This is a genomic window from Vibrio sp. D431a (assembly GCF_030248655.1).
Taxonomy (GTDB): Bacteria; Pseudomonadota; Gammaproteobacteria; order Enterobacterales; family Vibrionaceae; genus Vibrio; species Vibrio alginolyticus.
In genome coordinates, this window is record NZ_JAHGAP010000037.1 from 13,535 (window position 1) to 37,585 (window position 24,051).

General features: G+C 46.4%; 19 protein-coding genes. 6 read left to right on the forward strand and 13 right to left on the reverse strand.

Features of this window, described 5'->3' with window-relative positions:
* Positions 1 to 165 precede the first annotated feature (165 nt).
* On the forward strand, positions 166 to 1,353 hold the full coding sequence (locus KJB35_RS25760; RefSeq protein WP_053307400.1) for a 3-phenylpropionate MFS transporter: 1,188 nt from the start codon (positions 166 to 168) through the stop codon (positions 1,351 to 1,353).
* 135 nt (positions 1,354 to 1,488) lie between these two features.
* Positions 1,489 to 4,920 carry a PAS-domain containing protein gene (locus tag KJB35_RS25765; RefSeq protein ID WP_017635559.1) on the forward strand — a complete coding sequence of 1,144 codons (3,432 nt, stop codon included), beginning with the start codon at positions 1,489 to 1,491 and terminating at the stop codon, positions 4,918 to 4,920.
* Positions 4,921 to 5,011: 91 nt separating this feature from the next.
* Here KJB35_RS25765 and KJB35_RS25770 read toward each other — a convergent pair whose 3' ends face one another.
* The 5 genes from KJB35_RS25770 to KJB35_RS25790 all read right to left on the reverse strand — a co-directional run bounded on the left by KJB35_RS25770 (position 5,012) and on the right by KJB35_RS25790 (position 9,586).
* A complete protein-coding gene (locus tag KJB35_RS25770; protein WP_025768815.1) occupies positions 5,012 to 6,397 on the reverse strand; it encodes a lyase family protein in 1,386 nt (461 codons plus the stop codon).
* Positions 6,398 to 6,414: 17 nt separating this feature from the next.
* Positions 6,415 to 6,792, reverse strand: a complete 378-nt coding sequence (locus KJB35_RS25775) for a hypothetical protein (RefSeq protein ID WP_005382370.1) — start codon at positions 6,790 to 6,792, stop codon at positions 6,415 to 6,417.
* Positions 6,793 to 6,991: 199 nt separating this feature from the next.
* The gene (locus KJB35_RS25780) at positions 6,992 to 7,474 is read right to left on the reverse strand and encodes a hypothetical protein (RefSeq protein ID WP_005382371.1); all 483 of its coding nucleotides are present in this window, start codon (positions 7,472 to 7,474) and stop codon (positions 6,992 to 6,994) included.
* Positions 7,475 to 7,582: 108 nt separating this feature from the next.
* Positions 7,583 to 9,310, reverse strand: a complete 1,728-nt coding sequence (locus KJB35_RS25785) for a sodium:solute symporter family protein (RefSeq protein ID WP_005382372.1) — start codon at positions 9,308 to 9,310, stop codon at positions 7,583 to 7,585.
* A gap of 12 nt (positions 9,311 to 9,322) precedes the next feature.
* Entirely contained in the window at positions 9,323 to 9,586 is a 264-nt protein-coding gene (locus KJB35_RS25790; protein WP_005382373.1) for a DUF4212 domain-containing protein, read from the reverse strand.
* Between the two features lie 520 nt (positions 9,587 to 10,106).
* Here KJB35_RS25790 and KJB35_RS25795 point away from each other — a divergent pair.
* Positions 10,107 to 11,858 (forward strand): potassium/proton antiporter, encoded by a 1,752-nt coding sequence (locus KJB35_RS25795; RefSeq protein ID WP_054577280.1) that lies wholly within the window; start codon positions 10,107 to 10,109, stop codon positions 11,856 to 11,858.
* On the opposite strand, the gene KJB35_RS25800 is transcribed toward KJB35_RS25795, so the two are convergent.
* The 4 genes from KJB35_RS25800 to aspA form a co-directional block, all read right to left on the reverse strand.
* A complete protein-coding gene (locus KJB35_RS25800) occupies positions 11,855 to 12,484 on the reverse strand; it encodes a response regulator transcription factor (RefSeq protein ID WP_005382375.1) in 630 nt (209 codons plus the stop codon). The two genes, KJB35_RS25795 and KJB35_RS25800, sit on opposite strands and share 4 nt — an antisense overlap.
* A 194-nt stretch (positions 12,485 to 12,678) precedes the next feature.
* The gene (locus KJB35_RS25805) at positions 12,679 to 14,511 is read right to left on the reverse strand and encodes a protein-disulfide reductase DsbD (RefSeq protein ID WP_285357220.1); all 1,833 of its coding nucleotides are present in this window, start codon (positions 14,509 to 14,511) and stop codon (positions 12,679 to 12,681) included.
* Positions 14,512 to 14,672: 161 nt separating this feature from the next.
* Positions 14,673 to 15,980: an anaerobic C4-dicarboxylate transporter gene (locus KJB35_RS25810; protein ID WP_042523706.1), complete on the reverse strand. Its 1,308-nt coding sequence runs from the start codon at positions 15,978 to 15,980 to the stop codon at positions 14,673 to 14,675.
* Positions 15,981 to 16,156: 176 nt separating this feature from the next.
* Positions 16,157 to 17,608, reverse strand: coding sequence for an aspartate ammonia-lyase (gene aspA, locus KJB35_RS25815; RefSeq protein WP_005382379.1), 1,452 nt, complete (start codon positions 17,606 to 17,608; stop codon positions 16,157 to 16,159).
* Between the two features lie 431 nt (positions 17,609 to 18,039).
* On the opposite strand from aspA, the gene KJB35_RS25820 reads away from it, so the two are divergent.
* A complete protein-coding gene (locus tag KJB35_RS25820; RefSeq protein WP_005382380.1) occupies positions 18,040 to 18,558 on the forward strand; it encodes an FxsA family protein in 519 nt (172 codons plus the stop codon).
* Positions 18,559 to 18,628: 70 nt separating this feature from the next.
* On the opposite strand, the gene trmL is transcribed toward KJB35_RS25820, so the two are convergent.
* The 4 genes from trmL to KJB35_RS25840 form a co-directional block, all read right to left on the reverse strand.
* Positions 18,629 to 19,108: a tRNA (uridine(34)/cytosine(34)/5-carboxymethylaminomethyluridine(34)-2'-O)-methyltransferase TrmL gene (trmL, locus tag KJB35_RS25825; RefSeq protein WP_005382381.1), complete on the reverse strand. Its 480-nt coding sequence runs from the start codon at positions 19,106 to 19,108 to the stop codon at positions 18,629 to 18,631.
* Between the two features lie 138 nt (positions 19,109 to 19,246).
* Positions 19,247 to 19,855, reverse strand: coding sequence for a superoxide dismutase (locus tag KJB35_RS25830; protein WP_005382382.1), 609 nt, complete (start codon positions 19,853 to 19,855; stop codon positions 19,247 to 19,249).
* Between the two features lie 174 nt (positions 19,856 to 20,029).
* Positions 20,030 to 21,424 (reverse strand): envelope stress sensor histidine kinase CpxA, encoded by a 1,395-nt coding sequence (cpxA, locus tag KJB35_RS25835; RefSeq protein ID WP_005382383.1) that lies wholly within the window; start codon positions 21,422 to 21,424, stop codon positions 20,030 to 20,032.
* Positions 21,424 to 22,113 (reverse strand): response regulator, encoded by a 690-nt coding sequence (locus KJB35_RS25840; RefSeq protein WP_005382384.1) that lies wholly within the window; start codon positions 22,111 to 22,113, stop codon positions 21,424 to 21,426. Before KJB35_RS25840 ends, cpxA begins: the two co-directional genes overlap by 1 nt.
* Positions 22,114 to 22,303: 190 nt before the next feature.
* Here KJB35_RS25840 and KJB35_RS25845 point away from each other — a divergent pair, with 190 nt between their 5' ends.
* Together KJB35_RS25845 and fieF are read left to right on the forward strand one after the other, a co-directional pair.
* A complete protein-coding gene (locus KJB35_RS25845; RefSeq protein WP_005386388.1) occupies positions 22,304 to 22,816 on the forward strand; it encodes a CpxP family protein in 513 nt (170 codons plus the stop codon).
* 111 nt (positions 22,817 to 22,927) lie between these two features.
* Positions 22,928 to 23,842 (forward strand): CDF family cation-efflux transporter FieF, encoded by a 915-nt coding sequence (gene fieF / locus KJB35_RS25850; protein ID WP_213908169.1) that lies wholly within the window; start codon positions 22,928 to 22,930, stop codon positions 23,840 to 23,842.
* The last annotated feature ends 209 nt before the right edge of the window (positions 23,843 to 24,051 follow it).

The following is a 24,051-nucleotide window of genomic DNA, read 5'->3' on the forward strand; positions in this document are numbered from 1 at the left end:
ACTTTGGTCTAAATTACGATGTTTTCGCTTGAAGATGCCAAATGTCGCAAAGTTAGTATTCCATCGAGGAAACGATAAGTTTCTTATTCTTCCCTTTTTATAATACGCATGGCGATCCATAATTCCCGGCTCGAACGTTGGTGTTCCCGTTTTAGGATATTAGTAATGTTGAAACCTTCTCCGTATGGCTGGATTTCCCAGTACTTTCTCGGATTCTTCTTTGCGTATGGCGTGTATCTGCCATTTTGGTCACTTTGGTTTAAGGATCAGGGCGTATCTTCGACAGATATCGGTTTGCTGGTCGGGTTAGGCCTTGCGACACGTTGTGTTGCCAATATCGTGATCACCCCACGAGTACACAAAGTCGAACATCTTATGCCTGCTTTACGTTGGTTGAGTTTCGCTGCCCTCCTTTTTGTTGGATTTCACTTTTTTACGGGTGGTAGCTTTTGGTTAATGGCACTAGCGACAGTGTTGTTCAATCTTTGTTGTGGACCGATTATTCCGTTGTCGGACGCGATGGCAAATTACTACGCTCGCCTGAAAATGCTCGATTATGGCCGCACGCGGCTATGGGGTTCGATCGCCTTTATCGCAGGCTCGACGGCAGTGGGCTACCTGGTGGCTGAATTTGGCTCCGATATGATCTTGTACACTGCGATGTTCGGCGTGTTTATCTCGTTGCTGTTTGCTATGCGACCGACTAACCCAATGCCTGTAACGCACGGTGGGCAAAGCGCAGAACGTCCAAAGCTGACCGCTCTTTTGACCGACAAGCCGATACTAAAATTCTTAGTGTTGGTGTCACTAATTCAGGGCAGTCATGCGGCTTACTACGGCTTTAGTGCGATTCACTGGAAGGCCGCTGGTCACTCGGAAGATGTCATTGGCTACTTGTGGAGCTTAGGAGTGGCCGCAGAAGTGGCAGTGTTTGCATTGAGTAAGCGCTTATTCGTAGGTTGGTCAATACGCGCGCTGTTTATTGCTGCTGCCGTTGGTGTAATGATGCGTTGGGGTATTACGGCGTCGACAACATCAATTATTGCTTTGGTGGTTGTTCAACTATTGCATGGTGTGACTTTCGCTACCGCACACATTGCCGCGATCCAATATATCCAAAACTCCGAAGAAAATAAGATCGTAGCGTTGCAAGCGTTGTATAACGCGATTCCGTTGGGCGCATTTATCGCGTTAATGACCGTATTGAGTGGCTGGGGTTATGAGCACTGGGGACCGCTTGTGTTCTGGGGCATGGCCGCGATGGGGTTATTGGCTCTGTTCATCAAGCTTGATTCGCAAGACCCACATCAGGTGGTTGATGTATCAGACAAGCCACTTGAAACACAGAATTAGACTTATGTAACAAAGGTTAAAAACTAAGCTTTGTCTCCGTTATCAAAGCAGTGTTAAATGAAACCTCTCCCTCATGGAGAGGTTTTTTTATTCTCTTGCTTTAAAAGTAGCAAGAAAGGCAAGAAAGGATATCGGATGCAAGGATGGCTGGTGGTTCCCGTTTCTTTAGCGTATTTGGGAGCTTTATTTATCATCGCGTGGTACGGCGACATTCAGAAAAGGTGGCTAGCGCGCTGGCGGCCTTGGATTTATAGCCTTTCCATTGCGGTGTACTGTACATCATGGACCTTCTACGGCACGGTCGGGCAGGCCAGCAGTAATCCTTGGTCTTTCTTGCCCATCTATATTGCTCCCATTTTAGTGTTTACCATCGGATGGCGCGTTTTAGCTCGGCTTATTTTGATTGCTAAACGGGAACACATCACGTCGATTGCTGACTTTATCGGAGCACGCTACGGTAAATCCCAAGGTTTGGCCGTGGTTGTTACGCTCATAGCGGTTGCGGGAATTTTGCCGTACATCGCTTTACAGCTGCGTGGTATCACTATGGGGCTTGAAATCATTGCACCAGAGCTGGCTACTGATTTTGGTTATCAAAACGATAGCGTGTCGTGGTTTGTTGTGGTCGCATTGGCGATTTTTACGATGCTATTCGGTACCCGCCACATTGATAACACGGAACACCATCGTGGGATGATGATGGCAATTGCCTTCGAATCCATTATCAAACTGCTGGCTTTTTTAGTGGTTGGTGTCTTCATTGTTTGGTTGGCGATGAACACCGAGAATTTGAGCTTACTTGATGTTGCCGCACAGACGTATCAGTCACCAAATATCCCGACTATATTGATTCATACTGTACTGACCATGCTGGCGATCGTTTGCCTTCCGCGACAATTCCATACGATGGTGGTGGAAAATGAACGTGCTCAAGATTTGCACGTGGCTCGTTGGTTGTTCCCCATTTATCTGATCTTAATGGGGATTTTTGTTTTACCTATTGCGTGGGTAGGGCAAGGTCTCTTGAGTGGCGCTTCGCCTGATACTTATGTCATCAGTGTGCCGATGTCGGTAGGGGCGAGTGAAATCGCCTTACTTGCGTTTCTAGGCGGTACTTCAGCGGCAAGTGGCATGGTTATCGTATCGACGATTGCCTTAGCGATCATGGTCTCGAATGACTTGGTTATGCCATTGCTATTGCGTCGCATGCGACTGACGCAGCGTAACCATCACCATTTTTCTGAATTATTACTGCGGATCCGCCGTGGTTTGATTTTAGTTTTGTTGATTGGCGCGTGGTGTTTCTATCAAGCGTTGGACACCATTCATTCACTTTCTGCTATCGGCTTTCTCTCGTTCGCGGCTATCACGCAATTCGCTCCTGCGCTGGTTGGCGGTATGTATTGGCGTCAAGGGAATAAGAAAGGTGTGTATGTTGGCCTCGCGGTGGGTTTTGCTACCTGGTTGATTACGTTAATGAGCCAAACAGACATGCTTGCCGGAGACGCCAGCAATAACTTCCTGATCTGGTTGATTACGCCACCAGAGGTATTGGCTAGTTTTGATATCGCGATTTCAGATTGGGGGATGATCCTCAGCGTGGTCGCTAATGCAGTGTGTTTTGTTGTGGTTTCTATGGCTACCCGACCAAGCCTAAGTGAGCGCTTACAATCGGCATCATTCGTTGGTACACCGTTGCCTGAAAGCGAAAATATGAGTCTGTACCAGAGCCGCGTTACGGTTGCAGAACTGGAAATGCTAGCGTCCAGATTTGTAGGACGAACGCGAGTTAAAGCGGCGTTTCAAGCCTACTGGAGCCAGCAACGAGAAGAGTTGATGCCGAATCAACAAGCGCCATCTTCTCTGATTCGGCATACGGAGCGTGTGCTAGCAGGGGTATTTGGTGCATCTTCTGCTAAGTTAGTGCTTACTTCCGCTCTGCAAGGAAGAAACATGCAGCTTGAAGAGGTGGCGACTATCGTCGATGAAGCCTCTGAACTGTACGATTTTAGTCGGGGTTTACTCCAAGGCGCGATTGAGCATATTGGACAAGGTATTGCGGTCGTCGATAAGCAACTACGCTTGGTTGCGTGGAACCAACGCTATTTAGAACTCTTTGAATTTCCGCCAGGCCTGATTCAAGTAGGTCGACCGATTGCGGATGTGATTCGGCACAATGCAGAGCAGGGGTTGTGTGGCCCTGGTGACCCTGATGACCACGTCCGTCGCCGTGTTTATCACCTCGAGCAAGGGACTCGGCACACCTCTTCTCGGGTTCGTCCCGATGGTCGCGTGATAGAGGTGCAAGGTAACCCAATGCCAGGTGGTGGCTTTGTGATGAGCTTTACCGACATCACCGTATTCCGTGATGCAGAGCAAGCACTGAAAGACGCCAACGAGACATTGGAAGAAAGGGTACGTCTGCGGACTCGAGAATTAGAACAACTTAACAAGCAGCTGGTGGAAGCGACGCAGCGCTCGGATTTGGAATCGAAGTCCAAATCACGGTTCTTGGCGGCAGTAAGCCATGACTTGATGCAACCGCTCAACGCGGCGCGTCTATTCGCATCTTCACTATCGGAAGTCGCCAAAGACAGCGAAGCCAAAAAGCTGTCAGCACACATTGAAAGTGCTTTAGAGGCTGCCGAAGACTTAATTGGAGATTTGCTGGATATCTCGCGTTTGGAATCGGGCAAGTTGGAAGTCAACGTGCATGGCTTTGCGTTAAATGATGTGTTATCGAATTTGAATGCTGAGTTTAGTGCGTTAGCCAAACAGCAAGGTATAGAGTTCACCATGATTCCGTCCTCACTCATGGTTAAGTCGGATCCCAAACTGCTGCGCCGTGTGGTGCAAAACTTCCTGACCAATGCGTTTCGTTATAACCCGAATGGCAAAGTCGCACTCGGTGTTCGCCGCGTGAAAGGGCGAGTGCGTATTGATGTATGGGATAATGGAGTGGGGATTGAAGAAGAGAAGCAGCAAGAGATTTTTGAAGAGTTTAATCGCGGAACTCAAGTTCGTTCCGACCAAGGTCTCGGACTTGGTTTGGCGATTTCGAAAGGAATTGCTCAGGTACTTGGGCATGAAATTTCGATGCGCTCTTGGGTTGGAAAAGGCAGTGTTTTTTCCATCACCCTAGATAAAGCTGATCATGTTCAGCCTCATCCAGTTCACGTGGCGATGAATAAGCAATCTGAACTTGGTCATCTGAGAATCCTTTGTGTCGATAATGAGCCTGACATTCTAGTCGGCATGGAAAACTTACTTTCCCGATGGGGTTGCGATACACGAGTTGCGATTGATTTAGTTGAAAGTCTACAAGCGCTTGAGGATGGTTGGATTCCGGATGTAATTTTCTCCGATTACCGACTTGATGATGGTCGTACTGGTTTAGAAGTGCTACAGCAATGCCGCCTGAGATTAGGCCACAGCTTTGAAGGCGTCATCATCAGTGCAGATCGTACCGATGATATGCTTGATGGCATCAAAGCAAATGGGTTCAGCTTTATTGCTAAGCCAGTTAAGCCGCTTAAGCTGCGTTCGGTGCTCAATCGAGTCGCTTAGGATTGGAGTGTTTGAAAAATCGCTATAAAAAGAGACCTCCGAATGGAGGTCTCGATGTTTGTAATCTTAGTTGATAGGCTGAGTTTGCCGCTTATTCTGCGACGCCGCCTTGAGTCAGTTTGGCTGGATTAAGCAATCGCTCTAGTGTGGCTCTATCCAAATCCGTTTCTTCTTCCGCGACATCAATAATCGCGCGTCCCTGTTTGTAGGCTTTTTTCGCGACTTCTGCCGCTTTTAGGTAGCCAATGACCGGGTTGAGAGCCGTGACCAAAATAGGGTTTTTGGCGAGTGCTATATCCAAGTTATCTTGGCGAACTTCAAACGTCGCAATGGCTTTGTCAGCTAAAGCGGTTGCGCTGTTAGAGAGTAACTCGATGCTCTCCAATACGTTATGAGCAATAACTGGCAGCATGACGTTAAGCTGGAAGTTGCCCGCTTGGCCTGCGACGGTAATGGTGGTGTCATTACCAATGACTTGCGCTGATGCCATAGCTGCGGCTTCTGGGATCACAGGATTTACTTTGCCAGGCATGATGGAAGAACCCGGTTGCAAGCCTTGTAATTCAATTTCACCTAAACCAGCCAATGGGCCTGAATTCATCCAACGAAGATCGTTTGCGATCTTCATGATCGCAACTGCTGCTGTTTTGAGCTGTCCCGACAGAGCGACGATCGCATCTTGACTGCTTAAATTGAAAAAGAAGTTATCACTGGCCGTGAACTGAATACGAGTTGACTGGGTTAGGTTGCTAGCGAATAAGTCCGCAAAGCGTGGATCGGCATTGATCCCCGTTCCAACTGCCGTACCACCTTGGGCTAAGGCTTTTACAGCAGGAAGTGCTTGTTCAATCGCTTGTTTTGCGTGCTCGATTTGGAACTGCCAACCGCCAAGTTCTTGAGCAAAGGTAATTGGCATCGCATCCATTAAGTGGGTGCGACCGGTTTTTACAACATCTTTCAATGCTTGTTGCTTAGACTCTAGTGTTTGGCTTAGGTGTGACAGGGCCGGGAAGAGCTGTTTTTCAATGGCTAATGCTGCGCTAACTTGAATGGCCGTCGGTACCACATCGTTGCTGCTTTGTCCCATGTTGACGTGATCATTAGGGCTGACAGTGCCGCCTAGATGCTGGGAGGCCAGTGTTGCAATTACTTCATTCGCATTCATATTTGAGCTAGTGCCTGATCCTGTTTGGAACACGTCAATTGGGAATTGCTCAATATGATTGCCTTCGATAATTGCTTGAGCTGCGTCAGCAATCGCGTTGGCAATATCTCCTTCAAGCAGCCCTAGCTGTGCGTTGGTGAGTGCCGCAGTCTGCTTGATGTGTGCTAACGCTTTGATAAAACCAGATGGCATTTTATGTTGACTGAATGAGAAGTTATCGACGGCGCGTTGAGTCTGGGCTTGGTAGAGAGCATCTGCAGGGACAGTAACTTCGCCCATACTGTCAGTTTCTATGCGGAATTCGGTGCTCATGGTAGGGATCCTTTTGGTTAATCGAGTGAGATTTGAATCAGGCGTAATTGTTGTTGTAGTGCGAGAAATTTCACGTCGCCTTGTTCAAACTGGTAGTAATAGCGTTTGAGGCAGAATAATGGCGTATGGATAGAATCGAGACAGACACGACGGAAGATGCGACTGCGAGTTGAGTCTTGAATTGCGTCTAGTAAATGGAAATAAACCTGACGTAAAAACAGCTCACACAACAATAGATTTTCTTCATCGGCATCGTGTTCATAACAAGAAGACAACACCATTCCCCAATGAATATAGTCATGAATCACGTCTGGCTCAAAGCCATGTGGTGCGGCGAGAAGGAATCTATCTTGGGCTTTAAAAAATGCGTTAAAGATGTCCCGTTTGTTGTCCATAACCACCTCTCATTAAATGTAATGATAATTATTATCAATTAAATTGTGGGTTGGCAACCCTTTTTAGAGTAAGAGGTTGTTGAAGAAAGACTTACGGAAACAAAAGCCGACGCAAAGGCGTCGGCTGAGTAGGAATTCATTTATGCTGAGTGAAACTAAGTCACTGTCGTTTGAATACCGGTGAATTAGCTTGTCGCCGTTATTCAGTAAATAAGGTTTCGTACTTCACAAATGCGGTTTGTGTTTCACCATAATACAGTGTGCCGCCTGATTGAATGACGACTCTTAACCAGCTTTCTGCAGATGCAGGCTTTGGTAAGGTGATGTACCAGCTTTGGCCTGCTTGATCGGCGGGCTTCATATCAATCGGTTGAGCGTTTTTCTCTTTGTCACTCACAATAGAAACTTTAACCCCTTCGAGTGGGTAAGCGGCGTTGAGTGACAATTCTAAGTTATTTTTAGTGAGTTTTTCAGAGCGAAATTTCACTTTAAAATCGCCATTTTCCATATCACACAGACCACTGGTGTAACGACAATTAGACTTACTCGCGAGTTTGTAAGTTTCCCCTTCTTGCGCCGCGTGGGGTTTCTCGCTGAGGGCCATATCGGTACCGAAGTAAGCGATCAAAGAGAGAACTGGCGCAATCAGTAGAGCGAGAATAAAGTGCTTGTTTTTGAACATCTTGGCTTCCTTGCAACGACATACTGCGAATATGGTAACTGAAAAGTGAGAATAAAAAAGCCCCGGACGGCTGGTTCCAAACGGGGCTTTTGTGGTTTTGATTAGTTTTTAGTGATCCACTGCACTACCAGCACCTACTGGCACGCGAACGTGTTCGACTAGGTCTTTTACTTCTTGTGGCGTTTCTGCTGTTACTTTGGAGACAGCGAATGCGACGATGAAGTTAAATAGTGCGCCAATAGCACCAAACGCGTTTGGCTCAATACCCAGGAACCAGTTTGTTCCCCAGCTTTCTAGATATTTCCAATCAGCAACGAAAAGGATGCCTTTGTGTTGGAATACGTAGAACAGCGTAATACTGATACCTGCAATCATACCGGCGATTGCGCCTTCTTTGTTGATGCTCTTGCTGAAGATGCCCATCATCAATGCAGGGAAGATGGATGAAGCGGCAAGACCAAAGGCGAGTGCTACCGTACCTGCGGCAAATCCAGGCGGATTTAAACCGAGATAGCCTGCGGCTGCTATCGCTACTGCCATTGATATTCGACTAGCAAGTAGCTCTTTTTTCTCGGATATGTTCGGATTGATAACCCCTTTGATTAAGTCATGGGAAATAGCTGAAGAAATGGCGAGTAGTAAACCTGCTGCGGTAGATAGTGCAGCTGCAAGACCACCTGCTGCCACAAGTGCGATCACCCAGTTTGGTAGTTTAGCGATCTCTGGGTTAGCCAATACCATGATGTCGTTATCAACGCGCAGTTCGTTGGTGGACGCATCTGAAGTGTATTGGATATTGCCATCGCCATTTTTATCGTCAAAACCGAGTAGTCCAGTTGTTTCCCAGTTTTTGAACCACGCAGGACGCTCGTCATACGCTAGGTGCTGACCCGGAGCTGGATTTACCGTATTCATTAGGTTGAGACGAGCCATCGCTGATACCGCTGGTGCTGTAGTGTAAAGGATTGCGATGAAGATCAGAGCCCAGCCTGCTGATGTACGTGCGTCGCGAACCTTCGGCACGGTAAAGAAACGGATAATTACGTGTGGTAGACCGGCAGTACCAATCATCAGTGACATGGTGTAGACAAACATATTAAGTGTGTCGCCACGTACTTGGGTCGTGTATTCACTGAATCCGAGTTCGGTCACAACTTGGTCAAGCCGATCGAGTAGATAGACATCGGTACCAGCCATGGTACTCCCCAGACCAATTTGTGGGATTGGGTTACCAGTGAGTTGCAGAGAGATAAAGATTGCAGGGATAGTGTAAGCAAGAATGAGTACGCAATATTGAGCAATCTGCGTGTAAGTGATGCCTTTCATGCCGCCAAGAACCGCGTACATGAAAACGATACACATACCAATTAATAGGCCGGTGGAGTAATCCACTTCTAAGAAGCGACCAAACGCAACGCCCACGCCTTTCATCTGACCGATAACATAAGTCACTGATGCGATGATAAGACAAACAACCGCTACGATACGTGCTGTGTTGGAGTAAAAGCGTTCACCAACAAACTCTGGCACCGTAAACTTACCAAATTTGCGTAGGTAAGGCGCTAGCAACAGCGCAAGCAGAACGTAGCCACCAGTCCAACCCATTAGAAATACTGAGCCGCCATAGCCCATGAAGGCAATTAAGCCTGCCATTGAGATAAACGACGCTGCGGACATCCAATCGGCTGCGGTTGCCATACCGTTTGCAATCGGGTTTACACCGCCACCAGCAACATAAAACTCTTTGGTTGATCCGGCGCGAGCCCAAATAGCAATCCCGATGTACAGGATGAACGTGGCGCCAACGACCAGGTAGGTAATAGTTTTCAAATCCATCTGAGTGACTCCTTATTCGTCCACGCCGAATTCACGGTCAATTTGGCGCATCTTCCATGCGTAATAGAAAATAATTCCTAGGAACGCATAGATGGAGCCTTGTTGAGCAAACCAGAAACCGAGTTTGTAACCGCCTAGTTGAAATTGATTTAGTACGTCGACAAATAAAATGCCGCAGCCGAAAGACACGACGAACCAGATGACCATTAGGCCGATCATGAGCTTCACGTTTTTGTCCCAATAGGCTTTGGCTCTTTCTTCGCTTTCAAATGCCATTGCCGTCTCCTTACGATTGGTATTGTTGTTAATGAAATGTTTCAATATGTACATTAGCAAGGTGTTGGCAATAACTCTTTTCAACTTTAGTCGGGGTGTTAAAAATGAAGAACCCCCATATTATGGGCTTTTGCAGCGAACAAAGGGGCAAAACGTTATGTTAATAAACTGTTAAGTTAGCCAAAGGTCTAAAGGTTGATTGGATAAACAGGCATGATTAAGACGGGCCATTAATCTTTTCTTCATTGAACTTGGAGATGCTGTGTAAGTATTGGTGGTGATCTTGTGGCTCTTAAAGAGAGAAGGCGTAGATAAGAAAGCTCACAAGTAATTTATTTACATAAAGTTTTCGCATCAAATCACCGTTTTAACGCACAATAAAGTAATATAACTGAGTCATTCTCGTACAACCTCGCATTTTGAGACGGTGTAAAGGGGAGGCAGATTAGGGCATTACCTCATTAACGAAGTAGCCTTGCTCATCACAATTATTATCGTTTTTCATTAAGGGAGGGTGAGAATGGACGCAGACACCATTAACAGTTTTTTTCTAATAGGTGCGTTGTTAATCGCACTTAGCGTTCTTTTAAGCCCAGTGTCTTCTAAGTTGGGAATCCCAATTCTTTTGGTATTTTTAGCCGTTGGAATGCTAGCGGGGGAAGACGGCTTAGGCGGCATTTTATTCGATAACTTTTCGATCGCTTATTTGGTTAGTAACCTCGCATTAGCCATCATTTTGCTTGATGGTGGGATGAGAACGCGGGTCGCCAGCTTTAGGGTTGCGTTATGGCCCTCGGTCTCTTTGGCGACATTTGGCGTTGCGATCACCACCATTTTAACCGGGCTGATGGCAACGTGGTTATTCGACTTAGATTTATTGCAAGGCATATTGGTTGGTGCGATTGTTGGTTCCACCGATGCTGCCGCGGTCTTCTCTCTACTCAAAGGTCGTAGCCTGAACGAACGTGTTGGTTCAACGCTGGAAATTGAATCCGGCACCAATGACCCAATGGCGGTGTTTCTGACCGTAACTCTGATTGCTATTTTAGCGAACCCTGGCGCAGATTTAAGTGCGGGCTTTTTGGCGTTCAGTTTTCTTAAGCAGTTTGGTATTGGCGCGTTACTTGGCTTCGCTGGTGGCTGGATCTTATGGAAAGTTATCAATCGCAATCAATTACCAGATGGGCTGTATTCTATTTTAACGGTCAGTGGTGGCTTGCTTATTTTCGCTTTATCTAACACTTTGGGTGGCAGTGGTATTTTGTCGATTTACCTTGTTGGTCTTTTATTAGGTAACCGTCCAACACGCAGCCGCCACTCTATTCTTCATGTTTTAGATGGTATGACGTGGCTAGCTCAAATTGGTATGTTCTTGGTGCTTGGTTTGTTGGTTACGCCATCCAATTTACTCTCTATTGCGTTGCCAGGTCTTGCGCTTGCTTTCGGGATGATTTTGTTTGCCCGACCAATCTCAGTTTGGATTGGTTTACTGCCATTCAAGAGTTTCACGCCACGTGAAAAGTGGTTTGTCTCTTGGGTAGGACTGCGTGGTGCTGTACCTATCATCCTCGCGGTATTTCCGATGATGGCAGGGTTGCCAGATGCTCAACTGTACTTCAATTTGGCATTCTTTGTAGTAATGGTGTCTTTGATAGTACAAGGGGGCACGTTGACTAAGGCGATGTCTCTTGCAAAGGTCGAGCTACCTTCTAAGCCTGAGCCAATTTCGCGTACGGGTGTAGAGATTTACCCGACCAGTGAGTGGGAGCTGTTTATCTATAGACTTAAAGCAGATAAATGGTGCATTGGTGAGCCATTACGTAGTCTTTCGATGCCGGAAGGAACGCGTATCGCCGCTGTATTTCGCAGTAAAGAGCTATTGCACCCATCCGGCAGTACGCGTCTTGAGGAAGATGATACCTTGTGTGTATTAGCACAAGAAAAGGATTTAGATGCACTGAGCTTACTGTTTAGTGAAGCCCCAGAGAAAGCGTCGCTAGCGCGATTCTTCGGTGACTTCTTCCTCGATATTGAAGTGAAGCTTGCCGATATTGCCGTGATGTATGGTTTGAATCTGGGGGATGAACCGCTGGATAAAAGTTTGAGAAACCTTGTCGAAGAGCAATTAGGTAGCACGCCAGTATTGGGAGACCATTTCGAGTGGCAAGGTTTGCATTGGATCGTCGCTGATGTTGTTGATCAGCAGGTCACTAAAGTCGGTATCCGATTGCCAAACGAAAAAAGTAAGTCTGACGATAAGATGTCAATCTAGTCGCTCATTTCCGTCAGCATAATCACGGCTTGCGTGCGGTTCTTTACACCGAGCTTACGGAAAATCGCTGTCATGTGCGCTTTTATGGTGGCTTCTGAAACATTCAATTCGTAAGCGATTTGCTTGTTCAGCAAGCCATCGGACAACATTCCCAACACTTTATATTGCTGCGGTGTTAGCGCAGCAATCTTTTCCGCTAAGTCATTACATGCCGCGTTATTGGTGATCAACCCTTCAGGGAAGTATGGGTCGCCATTCAGCACTTGATTGAGCGCGTTCACTAATTCGCGCATGTCGCTGGACTTGGGAATAAAACCAAATGCACCATGGCTTTTCACCTGCGTCACGATCGCCGGCTCTTCACTCGCTGAAACGACGACGATAGGTAAATCTGGATGCTCTGCTCGCAAATGAATCAAGCCAGACATACCATTTGCTCCTGGCATTTTGAGATCCAATAGCACTAAATCTGGCTCTTCCTCTCGCTCCAACAAAGCCAGAAGTGCGTCGAGTGAGTCCGCTTCCAGCAAATTTGCACCACTAATAGCCATGTGGATAGATTGAAACAAGGCATTCCGGAAGAGTGGGTGATCATCTGCAATAATGATGGTGTAGGTCGAATCCATGACGTTAAACACTTTTGACTATTTCGTTAAATTTATTATTGTCCAGCTTTGAGAGAGTGGACAATATTTATTCGCTAAAAGTCTGAACCAAATCGACTTTTATTAGGAAAATTGCATATAAACGCAATGTTCTTATTCAAATCTGAGCAACAAAAAAAGCCAGTGGACATCACTGGCGTTTGAATATCTGGTTATCAGAACTGCTTGATATGCTCTAAGAAAGGCTCGGCTTGCATAAAGCCCGTCAAACGAGCGTTTGAAACGTGTTCACCACTGGCATCCCAAAACTCAATTGTTGGTAAACCAAGCACACTCATGTGCTTCAGTAGTTCGATGTCTTGCACTTGGTTTTTGGTCACGTCCGCTTGCAGAAGAACGAAGTCTTGCAGTTTGGCTTCGACGCTTGGGTCATGGAAGGTGTACTTTTCAAACTCTTTACATGCTACACACCAATCGGCGTAGAAATCGAGCATGACGGGTTTACCTGCCGCTTTCGCAAGTGCCAGTTGTTCTTCAAGATCCGCCACGTTAGCAATGCGAGTAAAGCTAACAGTGGCTTGCTGAGTTTGTGTTGTGCTGTTGCCAAACCAGTAATTTAAGATAGGTTGTGCTGAGGCTAGCAAACCTAAGACGGCGATTATGCCCACGGCACTTTGTTTCCAGCCACCAAACTCTAGACTGTTTTTGATGTGGTATAGCCAACCAAAAGCAGCAATACCCAGTGCTGACCACAGAATCGTTGACCACATTTCTGGCATGATGCGTTCTAGTAAGAAGATAGGTGCGGCAAGCAGAATAAAGCCGAACAGCGTTTTCACGCGGTCCATCCAACCGCCGGCTTTTGGTAGCAACTTGTTGCCAAATACCGCTACAAGGATCAACGGAATACCCATGCCCATCGCCAGCGCGTATAACGCGATACCACCGGTAAGCAAATCGCCGCTTTGTGCAACGTAAAGTAGCGCACCAGACAGAGGTGCCGTGGTACAAGGAGAACAAACCAAGCCAGATATTGCCCCCATTGCAAACACGCCAGCACTGCTGCCGCCTTGCTGTTTGTTGCTGAGGTTGTTTAACCACGTTTGAACGCTGCTTGGTAGCTGCAATGAGTACAGACCAAACATAGACAAAGCGAGTGCGATGAACAGTACGCTCAAACCAATCAGCACATAAGGGTGTTGCATTGCCGCTTGGAACTGCATACCTGCAGATGCCACCACAAGGCCGAGTAGGGTGTAAGTCAGTGCCATGCCTTGCACGTAGACGAATGACAAGCCTAGCGCGCGGCGTTGGCTTAGCTTGCCACTGCCAAGCACTATGCTGGTCAGAATTGGGTACATCGGCAGCACACAAGGTGTAAACGCCAAGCCCACACCAAGCGCCAAGAACAGAAGTGGTGTCCACCAGTTATCAGCAAGGTTGGCAGCAAGGCTATCTTGCTGTGTTACTGGCACTGATGATGTGTCACCAGACGTAGATGATTGCACCGCTGGTGGCGTTGCTGTTGGTGCCTGTTCTGCTTTTGATGCAGTTGTCGCCGTTGTTGAATCTGAGTTCGACGAAGTAAACGCGCTGATAGGAATCACGCGAGTTTCTGGCGGGTAACAGAAGCCTGCTTTCGCACAACCTTGGTATTGCACCACCACGCGCGCACCGTCTTGCCAATCATACATTGGTACGTTAACGAAGAGAGGTTGCGTATAGATATGCACGTCACCAAAGAATTCATCTTTATGCGGTGTGCCGTCTTCCATTTGCAGTTCGCCTAGCGATACTTTCTCACCAGCTACAGACAAGCGCTCTTGATATAGGTAGTACCCGTCACGTACCTGCCAATCGAGCATCAATTTGTCATCTTGCTGGTAGAAGTTAAATGGAAACGCCTGATCAACCGGAACAAAGCTGTCGCTGCTGCTACCAAAACTGTTGTTCTGGCTACTGTTAAACTGGTCTTTGCCAAATAAAGCTAAAGACGGAGTGGAAAAGGTAATGAGCCCTAAGAGTAAAACGGAAAGTAATGCGCGCATAAAAGAGTCAATTCATCTTAGATAATTGCCGTTAGTGTAACTCAATCAGACCCGGAGGCGAGTCAATAAGTTTCATGAAAATGAAGATTTATTGAGCATAAATCAAGACAACAGGCAATAAAAAAGGGAGCCGAAGCTCCCCGAGTAAGACTCTGTTTCTACTAGATCAGTAGACCACCGAATGCGAAGCCAAGTGCTACCGCAGAAGCGATGGTTACCACACCAGGTACAAAGAATGGGTGGTTGAATACGTACTTACCGATACGAGTTGAGCCCGTGTCGTCCATCTCAACCGCTGCTAGAAGCGTTGGGTAAGTTGGCAGCACGAATAGCGCACTTACTGCTGCGAAAGATGCAACTGCGGTAAGTGGTGCAACACCGATTGCTAGTGCTGCTGGCATCAGCGCAACAGTGGTTGCACCTTGTGAGTAAAGCAGCATTGAAGCGAAGAATAGAACAAGTGCTAGCATCCATGGGTAGTCTGCTAGTAGCGCACCCGCAACTTCTTTGATGCCGTCAACGTGCGCGTTAACGAACGTAGAACCTAGCCATGCCACACCAAGAACACACACACACGCTGTCATACCAGAGCGGAATGTTGCTGCGGCTGGGATTTTGCCAGCATCGATTTTACAGCTCATTACGATAGCTGCCGCAGCTGCGAGCATTACCGTCATGATAGCTTCGTTACGGCCTAGAGCAGGGTTCTCGATAAGACCCACAGAGCCAGAAATTGCTGCTGCGTAACACACGACAAATGCGATTGCGCCTAGGAAGATGAAGGTTGCTTTCTTCGCTGTTGGTAGGATTTCGCGTTTTGCTTCTGTATTTAGCTTGATTAAGCCTTTTTCTAGACGCTCTTGGTATTCAGCATCGTCTTTTAGCTCACAGCCCATGAAGTTCGCCACGAACGCACCGATCATGCACGCGATGAACGTCGTTGGGATACAGATTGCTAGTAGTGTTAGGTAGTCAACGCCAAATGGGTGCAGCATTGCCGCGAACGCGACAACAGCCGCTGAGATTGGTGATGCGGTGATAGCGATTTGCGATGCTACGACCGCGATAGACAGTGGACGAGAAGGGCGCACGCCTTGGCCTTTCGCTACTTCTGAAATCACTGGCAAAGTAGAGAATGCCGTGTGGCCAGTACCCGCCATTAATGTCATTAGGTAAGTTACGATAGGCGCATAAAAGGTGATGCGCTCAGGATGCTTGCGCAAAAAGTTTTCAGCAACTTGCACCATCCAGTCTAAACCACCAGCTACTTGCATTGCTGCGATAGCGGTGATTACAGACATGATGATCAAAATTACGTCAACGGGAATGTAAGCTTGGCTTGTTGGTACGCCCAAGATCAAAGACAACGCAATGACCCCAGCACCACCGGCAAAACCAATGCCGATACCACCGATTCTTGCCCCCAAATAGATGAAGAGCAGAACCACGAAGAGTTCGACCATGACCATATTGATACCTCTTTAGTTTTTTATTTGATTCTGATTTTTTGAACACTCAGGAACAGGAGTAAATGCTCAGAGAATGAGAACCTAGTGGTTTAGCGGCAATAAAAGCATATAAAAAATGTGGTTAACCGTATGAGAGCCTAAAAAAGGGGCCTGAGTGGCCCCCTTCGGATTCGTTATTACTCGTAACGTTTTGCTTTGTAAGTAGGATGCATGAAGTTTTCTACTGACAAGATTTCATCAAGCTCCTCTGCTGTAAGCAGACCGCGCTCTAGCACGACTTCACGAACACTCTTACCAGTTTCTGCACAAATCTTACCTACGATGTCACCTTCGTGGTGGCCGATGTATGGGTTTAGGTAAGTGACGATACCGATAGAGTTGTAAACGTAGTTTTCGCAAACTTCTTTGTTCACAGTGATGCCGTCGATACATTTATCACGTAGGTTCACACACGCGTTGTGTAGTAGAGAGATAGACTCAAACACACTTTGTGCGATCACAGGTTCCATAACGTTTAGCTGTAGCTGACCGCCTTCTGCTGCGAAAGAAACCGTGTTGTCGTTACCGAGAACTTTGAAGCAAACTTGGTTTACTACTTCTGGGATAACTGGGTTTACTTTAGCTGGCATGATTGAAGAGCCTGCTTGCATTTCAGGTAGGTTCAATTCATTTAGACCCGCACGAGGACCAGAAGAAAGTAGACGAAGGTCGTTACAGATCTTCGATAGTTTCACTGCTAGGCGTTTTAGCGCGCCGTGAGTCATTACGTATGCACCACAGTCAGACGTTGCTTCGATAAGGTCTTCTGCTGCAACAACGTCAAGGCCTGTTACTTCCGCTAGGTGTTTTACTGCAAGCGCTTGGTAGCCAGTTGGTGTATTTAGACCAGTACCGATTGCGGTTGCGCCTAGGTTGATTTCTAGGAGGAGTTTAGATGTGTAATCTAGAGCACGAATCTCTTCGTTTAGTGTTACCGCCCATGCATGGAACTCTTGACCTACTGTCATTGGTACTGCGTCTTGAAGCTGAGTACGGCCCATTTTCAGTACATCTTTAAACTCAACGGCTTTAAGTTCGAATGCGCCTTTTAGGTACTCAATTGCTTCCATTAGCTTGTGTACGCTGTTGTATACCGCAATACGGAAACCTGTTGGGTACGCACAGTTGGTTGATTGGCTCTTGTTTACATGGTCATTTGGGTTAACAAATTCGTATTGGCCTTTCTCTTTACCCATCAACTCAAGCGCAACGTTTGCGATCACTTCGTTCGTGTTCATGTTAACTGAAGTGCCTGCACCGCCTTGGAATACGTCTGATGGGAACTGATCCATACACTTGCCAGTTTCTAGGATCAAATCACACGCTTCGATGATGTAGTTTGCAACGTCTTTTGGAATAGCGCCAAGTTCTTTGTTTGCTAACGCTGCTGCTTTTTTGGTCATTACCATGCCGCGTACAAATTCTGGTACGTCAGAGATGGTCATATTGGAGATGTTGAAGTTCTCGATCGCACGTAGCGTATGAATACCGTAGTACGCATCTGCAGGGACATGACGTTGACCTAATAGATCTTCTTCAATACGAGTGGCTGGGTTTGCTGTTTTTGGAGCATCAGATAGGGTAGCCATAGCAGGATCCTTAGATGATAATTCTGATAATAAAGTTATTTATTAGCCATTTCTGCAATCTAGAATCCATTCATCAGAATTTTTGGCTGGAAAATCCGTCCTGACTTATGTGGCACATGATACTGCACCTAGCGCATAAAAATAGTAACTAGATCACCTTTTTCGTTTTTCATGAGTCAATAATTTGCAAAGTATGAACGGGTTATTAATAACCCTTTATGGGTACTCGATTTTCCTCGACAAACATGAGTTTTTAGAGTTCGAAATTAGCACTTTAAAAGCACGAAAAAATCGGTATGCAATTGAATGAAACGCGCTCCCGCTACTTTGTCTAAAAGAGAAGGAGACCAGTATGAACACGCTTTTTTACAACGATTCGTTTGAGCTTAGTCTGCTTTTACCATTACACTGAATTAAACAAAGGAGGGCGTGTGTTTCCTATCTTATTATTAGCGTTTATTTTTGTTCCGATCATTGAAATCGGTTTATTTATTCAGGTGGGCGGCTTTTTAGGTTTATGGCCGACCATTGCACTAGTCTTAATCACGGCATTTGTTGGTGCATCGTTGGTTCGTAGCCAAGGTATACAAACACTGATTTCAGTACAGGGGCGTCTTGAACAAGGTGAAATTCCAGCCCAGCAAATTTTTGAAGGCGTAATGCTAGCGGTGGCTGGCGTGCTACTGTTAACCCCGGGCTTTATGACCGATGCCCTTGGTATGTTGGTGTTGCTTCCTGCGCCACGCGCCGCGATAGCTAAATACTTGATGAGCAAAATGGTGGTGAAAACCATGCATGGCGGTGGCTTCCAAGGTGGTTTCTCTAACCAGGGGCCATTTGAGCAAGACCCGTTCCGTCGTGACCCATTTGATTCCCAGTCAGATAATGGCAAGACCTTCGAAGGGGAATACGAGCGTAAAGACGATGATGATCGCAACAAGCTCAACTGATTGAGTTAGACAGTAAAGAAAACAAAAGGGCGCATCAAGCGCCCTTTTCTGTATTTGGAATTCGTGCTGCTTACAATGCGCCTTCAAAGCCCATTTGACGCCATGCTTCAAAAGCAATGATCGCAACGGCATTCGAAAGGTTTAGGCTGCGCGCATCTGGCATCATTGGAATGCGAATACGCTGCTCCATTGGCAAGCTATCGATGATTTCAGCAGGCAAGCCACGAGTTTCTGGACCAAACATCAAAACATCACCCGCTTGGTATTGTGCATCAACGTGGTGACCTGTGGTTTTGGTGGTGCAGGCAAACAATCGATAGTTACCTTGCTTCTCTTTCTCTAAATACTCTAAGAACGCTTGATAGTTTTTATGGCGTGTTACGCGAGCTAAATCATGGTAATCCAAACCAGCACGGCGGACTTTTTTCTCTTCAAGATCGAAACCCAGAGGTTCAATTAAGTGAAGGTTTGCACCGCAGTTGGCGCATAGTCGAATGATGTTGCCGGTGTTCGGCGCGATTTCTGGTTCGTATAAAGCGATATCAAACATGGTATTGAAATAGAGTTGGTCAAAGAGAAGGGCAGTATATACCCAAGTCACCGAGAGATGCGAGATTCAGCAAAATTGACCTGGGTATGAAAGCAGGCATTAGCGCGGATGTTATAATACCGTAAGTAGCGATGCTCTTTATAAGAGAGCGTGAGCATAGTTTTCTTCAACTGCTCGCCAGTTGACGACGTTCCACCACGCATCAATATATTCTGGGCGACGGTTTTGGTAGCTGATGTAATACGCGTGCTCCCACACGTCTAATGCGAGGATTGGTTCACCGCGCACATCCACTACGTCCATCAGAGGGTTGTCTTGATTACTGGTGGACGTAATGTGAATCTCACCATCTTTTACGATCAGCCATGCAAAGCCAGACCCAAAGGTATTGATGGCAGCTTGGGCAAACGCCTCTTTAAATTGCGCAAAGCTACCAAATTTATCGTTAATTGCTTGAGCAAGCGCGCCTTGAGGCTCTCCGCCACCGTTTGGTGACATGCAATTCCAATAAATGATGTGGTTGTAATAGCCGCCACCATTATTACGTACTGCTGGACTGAGCTTAGAGATATTGTCAAAGATCTCGTCTAATGACTGAGTTTCGAGCTCGCTCCCTTCAACGGCATTTACAAACTTATCAAAGTACGTCTTGTGGTGTTTGCTGTAATGCACTTCCATGGTTTTCGCGTCGATGTACGGCTCTAGTGAATCGTACGGGTAAGGCAGAGCGGGAAATGTATGTGACATAGTAAATCCTCCTTAATTGGAAAATTTACTTTAATGCTAACGATAATTATTATCAACTTTGATCTTTGTAAGGGTATTCTAAGAAGCCTCACCAATTTCTAAAGTGAGGGTGGGGCTGTTAATCACTCACTCTAGAAATATGGTGCGAATTATTGTTAGTTCATCAAATTGAGACTAACAATTGATCGGTAAGGTGATACTCATACGCAATCCGCCTAAAGGACTTCGGCTGGCTGCGATCGTGCCACTGTGCTGGCGAATGGCACTTTCGGTAATGGTTAGGCCGAGACCTGTGCCGCCAGAGTGGCGATCGCGTGCCGTGGAAACGCGATAGAACGGGCGAAAAATCGCGGCCAGTTCCTCTTCTGGTACACCTTCTCCATTATCGTCAACCGTGATACGAAGCGTATCGTCATCGGCTTTGATGTCGATTTGTACCTCATCTTTTCCGTAGTAAATGGCGTTACGAACGATATTTTCCACCGCACTCATCAGCAGTTTAGGGTTACCGGAAATATTGCGCTTAGGTAATTCTGAATAGTGTAGCTGTTTGCCCATTTGCTCTGCTTCAAACTGCGCATCTTTAATGATTTCTTCCCATAAACTTTCTAGTGGCTGTGTTTCGCGAGTCATATGACTGTTCGCCTGCATGCGAGAAAGCTCTAATAGTTCGCTGATCATCTGTTCCAAGCGCTGCGCTTCGGTATCGATACGAGTCAGTTCTGGGCTTTCGCCTTGTTTACGCGTCGCTAATGCGCTTGCCATGCGCAGACGAGTTAAAGGTGAGCGCAGCTCGTGAGAGATATCGGATAGCAAACGTTGTTGTCCTGAAATCATTTGATTAACCGCTTCGACCATCTGGTTGAAGCTGCTGCCTGCTTGACGAAATTCCGCCGTACCTTTTTCTAAATTTGGGTCTGTGACAAATTCACCTTTCGCTACACGTTGAGCAGCGGCTTCAAGACGACGTGCAGGCTGACTCAAAGCCCAAGCAAGCCATAACAGCAATGGTGTACTAACCAACATGACCGCAAGCAAGAGCTGGAATGGGTGATCAAACAGACGCAGGAGTAGAGGTGGTGGCTCATTCCATTTGAAGCCCACGTACATCAAGATATCGGAACCTGCCAAAGTAATAGGAATTGGGCCCGCAATCATGTATCGACCATACAGCTTCTGCTTTGGATTATTGTAATCTTCGATACTGGTGACAAAGTTTTGCATGGCACGCAATTGAAAATTGCTGCGTTTTTCTGTCGTAAGAACATTACCGCTGTAGTCAGAAAAAAAGACTCGTGGGCGAGGGTCGTGCTTGCCGTGACGGTTGCCCTCGATACGAAAAAGTATGCGGCCTAAATCTGTTTGCTGGCTGTATTTTTGTTGGATTGAGTCACGCGTTTCTACCATACGTTTGTAGTGTTCTTCTGGAATATCGCGAGCTTTGCGTGGGTCCAAATGTGGCAGTGATAGCACGGCTATCAATACTAATAACATGGTGAACCAAAAAATGGCAAAGATGCGTCCATACAGGCTATTGATGTTTGGCAGTTTGATGCGTGATAGGCGCATTAATCCTCCTCAAGCAGCATGTAGCCACGACCACGCAGGGTTTTGATTCGCGGCTTGCCATTGCTTTGATCTGGTAATTTTTTACGTAAGTTCGAGACATGCATATCGATAGCGCGATCAAAAGCAGCGAGTCGTTTACCAAGCACATCTAAGCTCAGTGTCTCTTTGGTCAGCACTTGTCCTGGGTTTTGTACGAAGTGGGTGAGTAGCGCAAACTCGGTTGCTGTGAGATCGAGTAACTGTTGCTCACAATACGCTTCTTGCTTACCGGGATAGAGGCGGATTTCTTGATACTCAATGCAATCGCTGTTTTTGGTATTTTTTTGTGTGCTGCTAGTGCGGCGTAAAATCGCGCGGATTCGCGCTAACAGCTCTCGGTCACTAAAAGGTTTTGGTAAATAATCATCCGCGCCCAGTTCCAAGCCGATCACGCGATCAATTTCTTCCCCTTTAGCGGTCAGCATCAAGACGGGAGTTTCCCAATTTTCACGTAAGCGTTTCAGCGTTTCCATGCCATTGAGTTTTGGCATCATGACATCCAACAAAATCAAATCAATCTTATCATTGATCGCGGCTAAGCCGGCTTCACCGTCATTTGCTTCGCTGACGTCAAACCCTTCGAAACTGAGTACTTCTTTTAATAAGCTAGTTAGCTCGATATCGTCATCGATTAAAAGAATGTTTGCCATGGGGGCACCTATAGTAAGTTACCGATAGCCTAATATTACATTGGAATGATGCGCAACGAAGAGGAGAAAAATCACTCTTTACGATTCTTTACGCTCCCTATACGTCGCTTTACCTAGTGGGTCGTATTCTATACTCAAGCGCTGTGAGAACAGCTCAGAAGAACCACTCACCTGTGTAAGGAATCGTATTATGAAGTCTGCAAAAAAACTTGTGTTAGCTGCTGTTGTTCTACCTCTTACTCTTGGCGCCGCAAGCGCATTCGCTTACGGTGGTAAAAACCATCATAAAGGCCCTCGTGACGAATGCGGCATGGGTATGGACCGAGGTGTCATGCGTCAACTAGACCTGACTGATGCACAAAAAGATCAGCTAAAAGAAATGCGTGAAGCAAACAAAGCAGAAATGAAAGCAAAATTCGCTGATGGCAAAGAAGCACGTATGGCTGAGCGTCAAGCGCATCACGCAAAAGTACAATCGCTTTTGCTGGCGGATAACTTTGATGAAGCTCAAGCTAGCGAATTAGCAAAAGAGATGGTTGAGCGCCAAACGGAACGTCGCGTGCAAATGCTAGAAAGAAAGCACCAAATGCTTAGCGTATTAACACCTGAGCAGAAAGCGAAATTTGTTGAGCTACAAAATGAACGTATGCAAGAGTGTGGCGACAGAATGCACAAGCGCATGGAAAAGTCGCGCAATAATTAAGTCATGAATTGATGTTATATAAAGAGGCAGCCATTGGTTGCCTCTTTTTGATCTGGTTATTTCATGGTCATTCAATATACTCAACGTATGGTTTTAGTTAACTCTTTGATTATGAAACAGCAATACGCACGTTTAGTTACGACCGCCGCTTGGACTGCAACCATTGTGGCGACGCTTCTTCTGATAGTAAAAGTCATCACGTGGTGGGTAACCGGCTCAGTGAGCTTATTGGCGTCATTGATTGACTCCATGTTAGATATCGCGGCTTCGGTTGTGAATCTTGTGGTGGTTCGTTACGCCTTACAACCGGCAGACCGCGAACATACGTTTGGACATGGTAAAGCTGAGTCCTTAGCGGCCCTAGCCCAAGCAATGTTTATTTCGGGCTCGGCAGTATTTTTGATTCTTAACGGGATTGACCGATTTTTCCGCCCACATGCTTTACACGCACCGGAGTTAGGTGTGTATGTATCGCTGTTTGCGATTGTGGTCACACTTGGCTTGGTGATGTTCCAAAAACATGTGGTTCGCGTGACGGGGAGCCAAGCAATAGCGGCGGATTCTCTGCATTATCAGACTGACTTGTATATGAATGCTGCGATCATGGTGGCTCTGGGGCTCAGTTATTTTGGAGTGACTCAAGCGGATGCTGTGTTTGCGATTGGTATTGGTGTCTTCATTCTTTATAGCGCTTTCAAAATGGTCAGCGAAGCGATTCAAACCTTACTTGATAGAAAGTTGCCCGATGAAGAGCTTGAGCAAATTAACCAAGCTTGTTTGAGCGTAAAAGGGGTATTGGGCGTGCATCAGTTACGCACGCGAATGTCCGGACCGACGCGCTTTATACAGTTGCATTTAGAGCTAGACGATAACTTACGATTAATTGAGGCGCATTACATCGCTGATAAAGTGGAAGATAATTTATTGGATCTGTTTCCTGATGCGGATGTATTGATCCATCAAGATCCATTGTCTGTCGTTTTCGGACCAGAGAAAGAGCAGAAAGCACAAGATTGGTCGGCTTGAAAAATCCATCAGTGCCCGACGACAAACAGGTACTTATTGACTATCTTTCCATCAATACTTATTAAGATTCGTGATCCTGATATGAATCAACAAAGTTTCATAGAGAAACTGTAATACTCTTACATAAGTAGAAAAGTTACATAAAAAAGTGCGTTTTCATTGGTAATCCTGTAGAGGAAATGTAACATAACGCACAGTTCTGGATTATG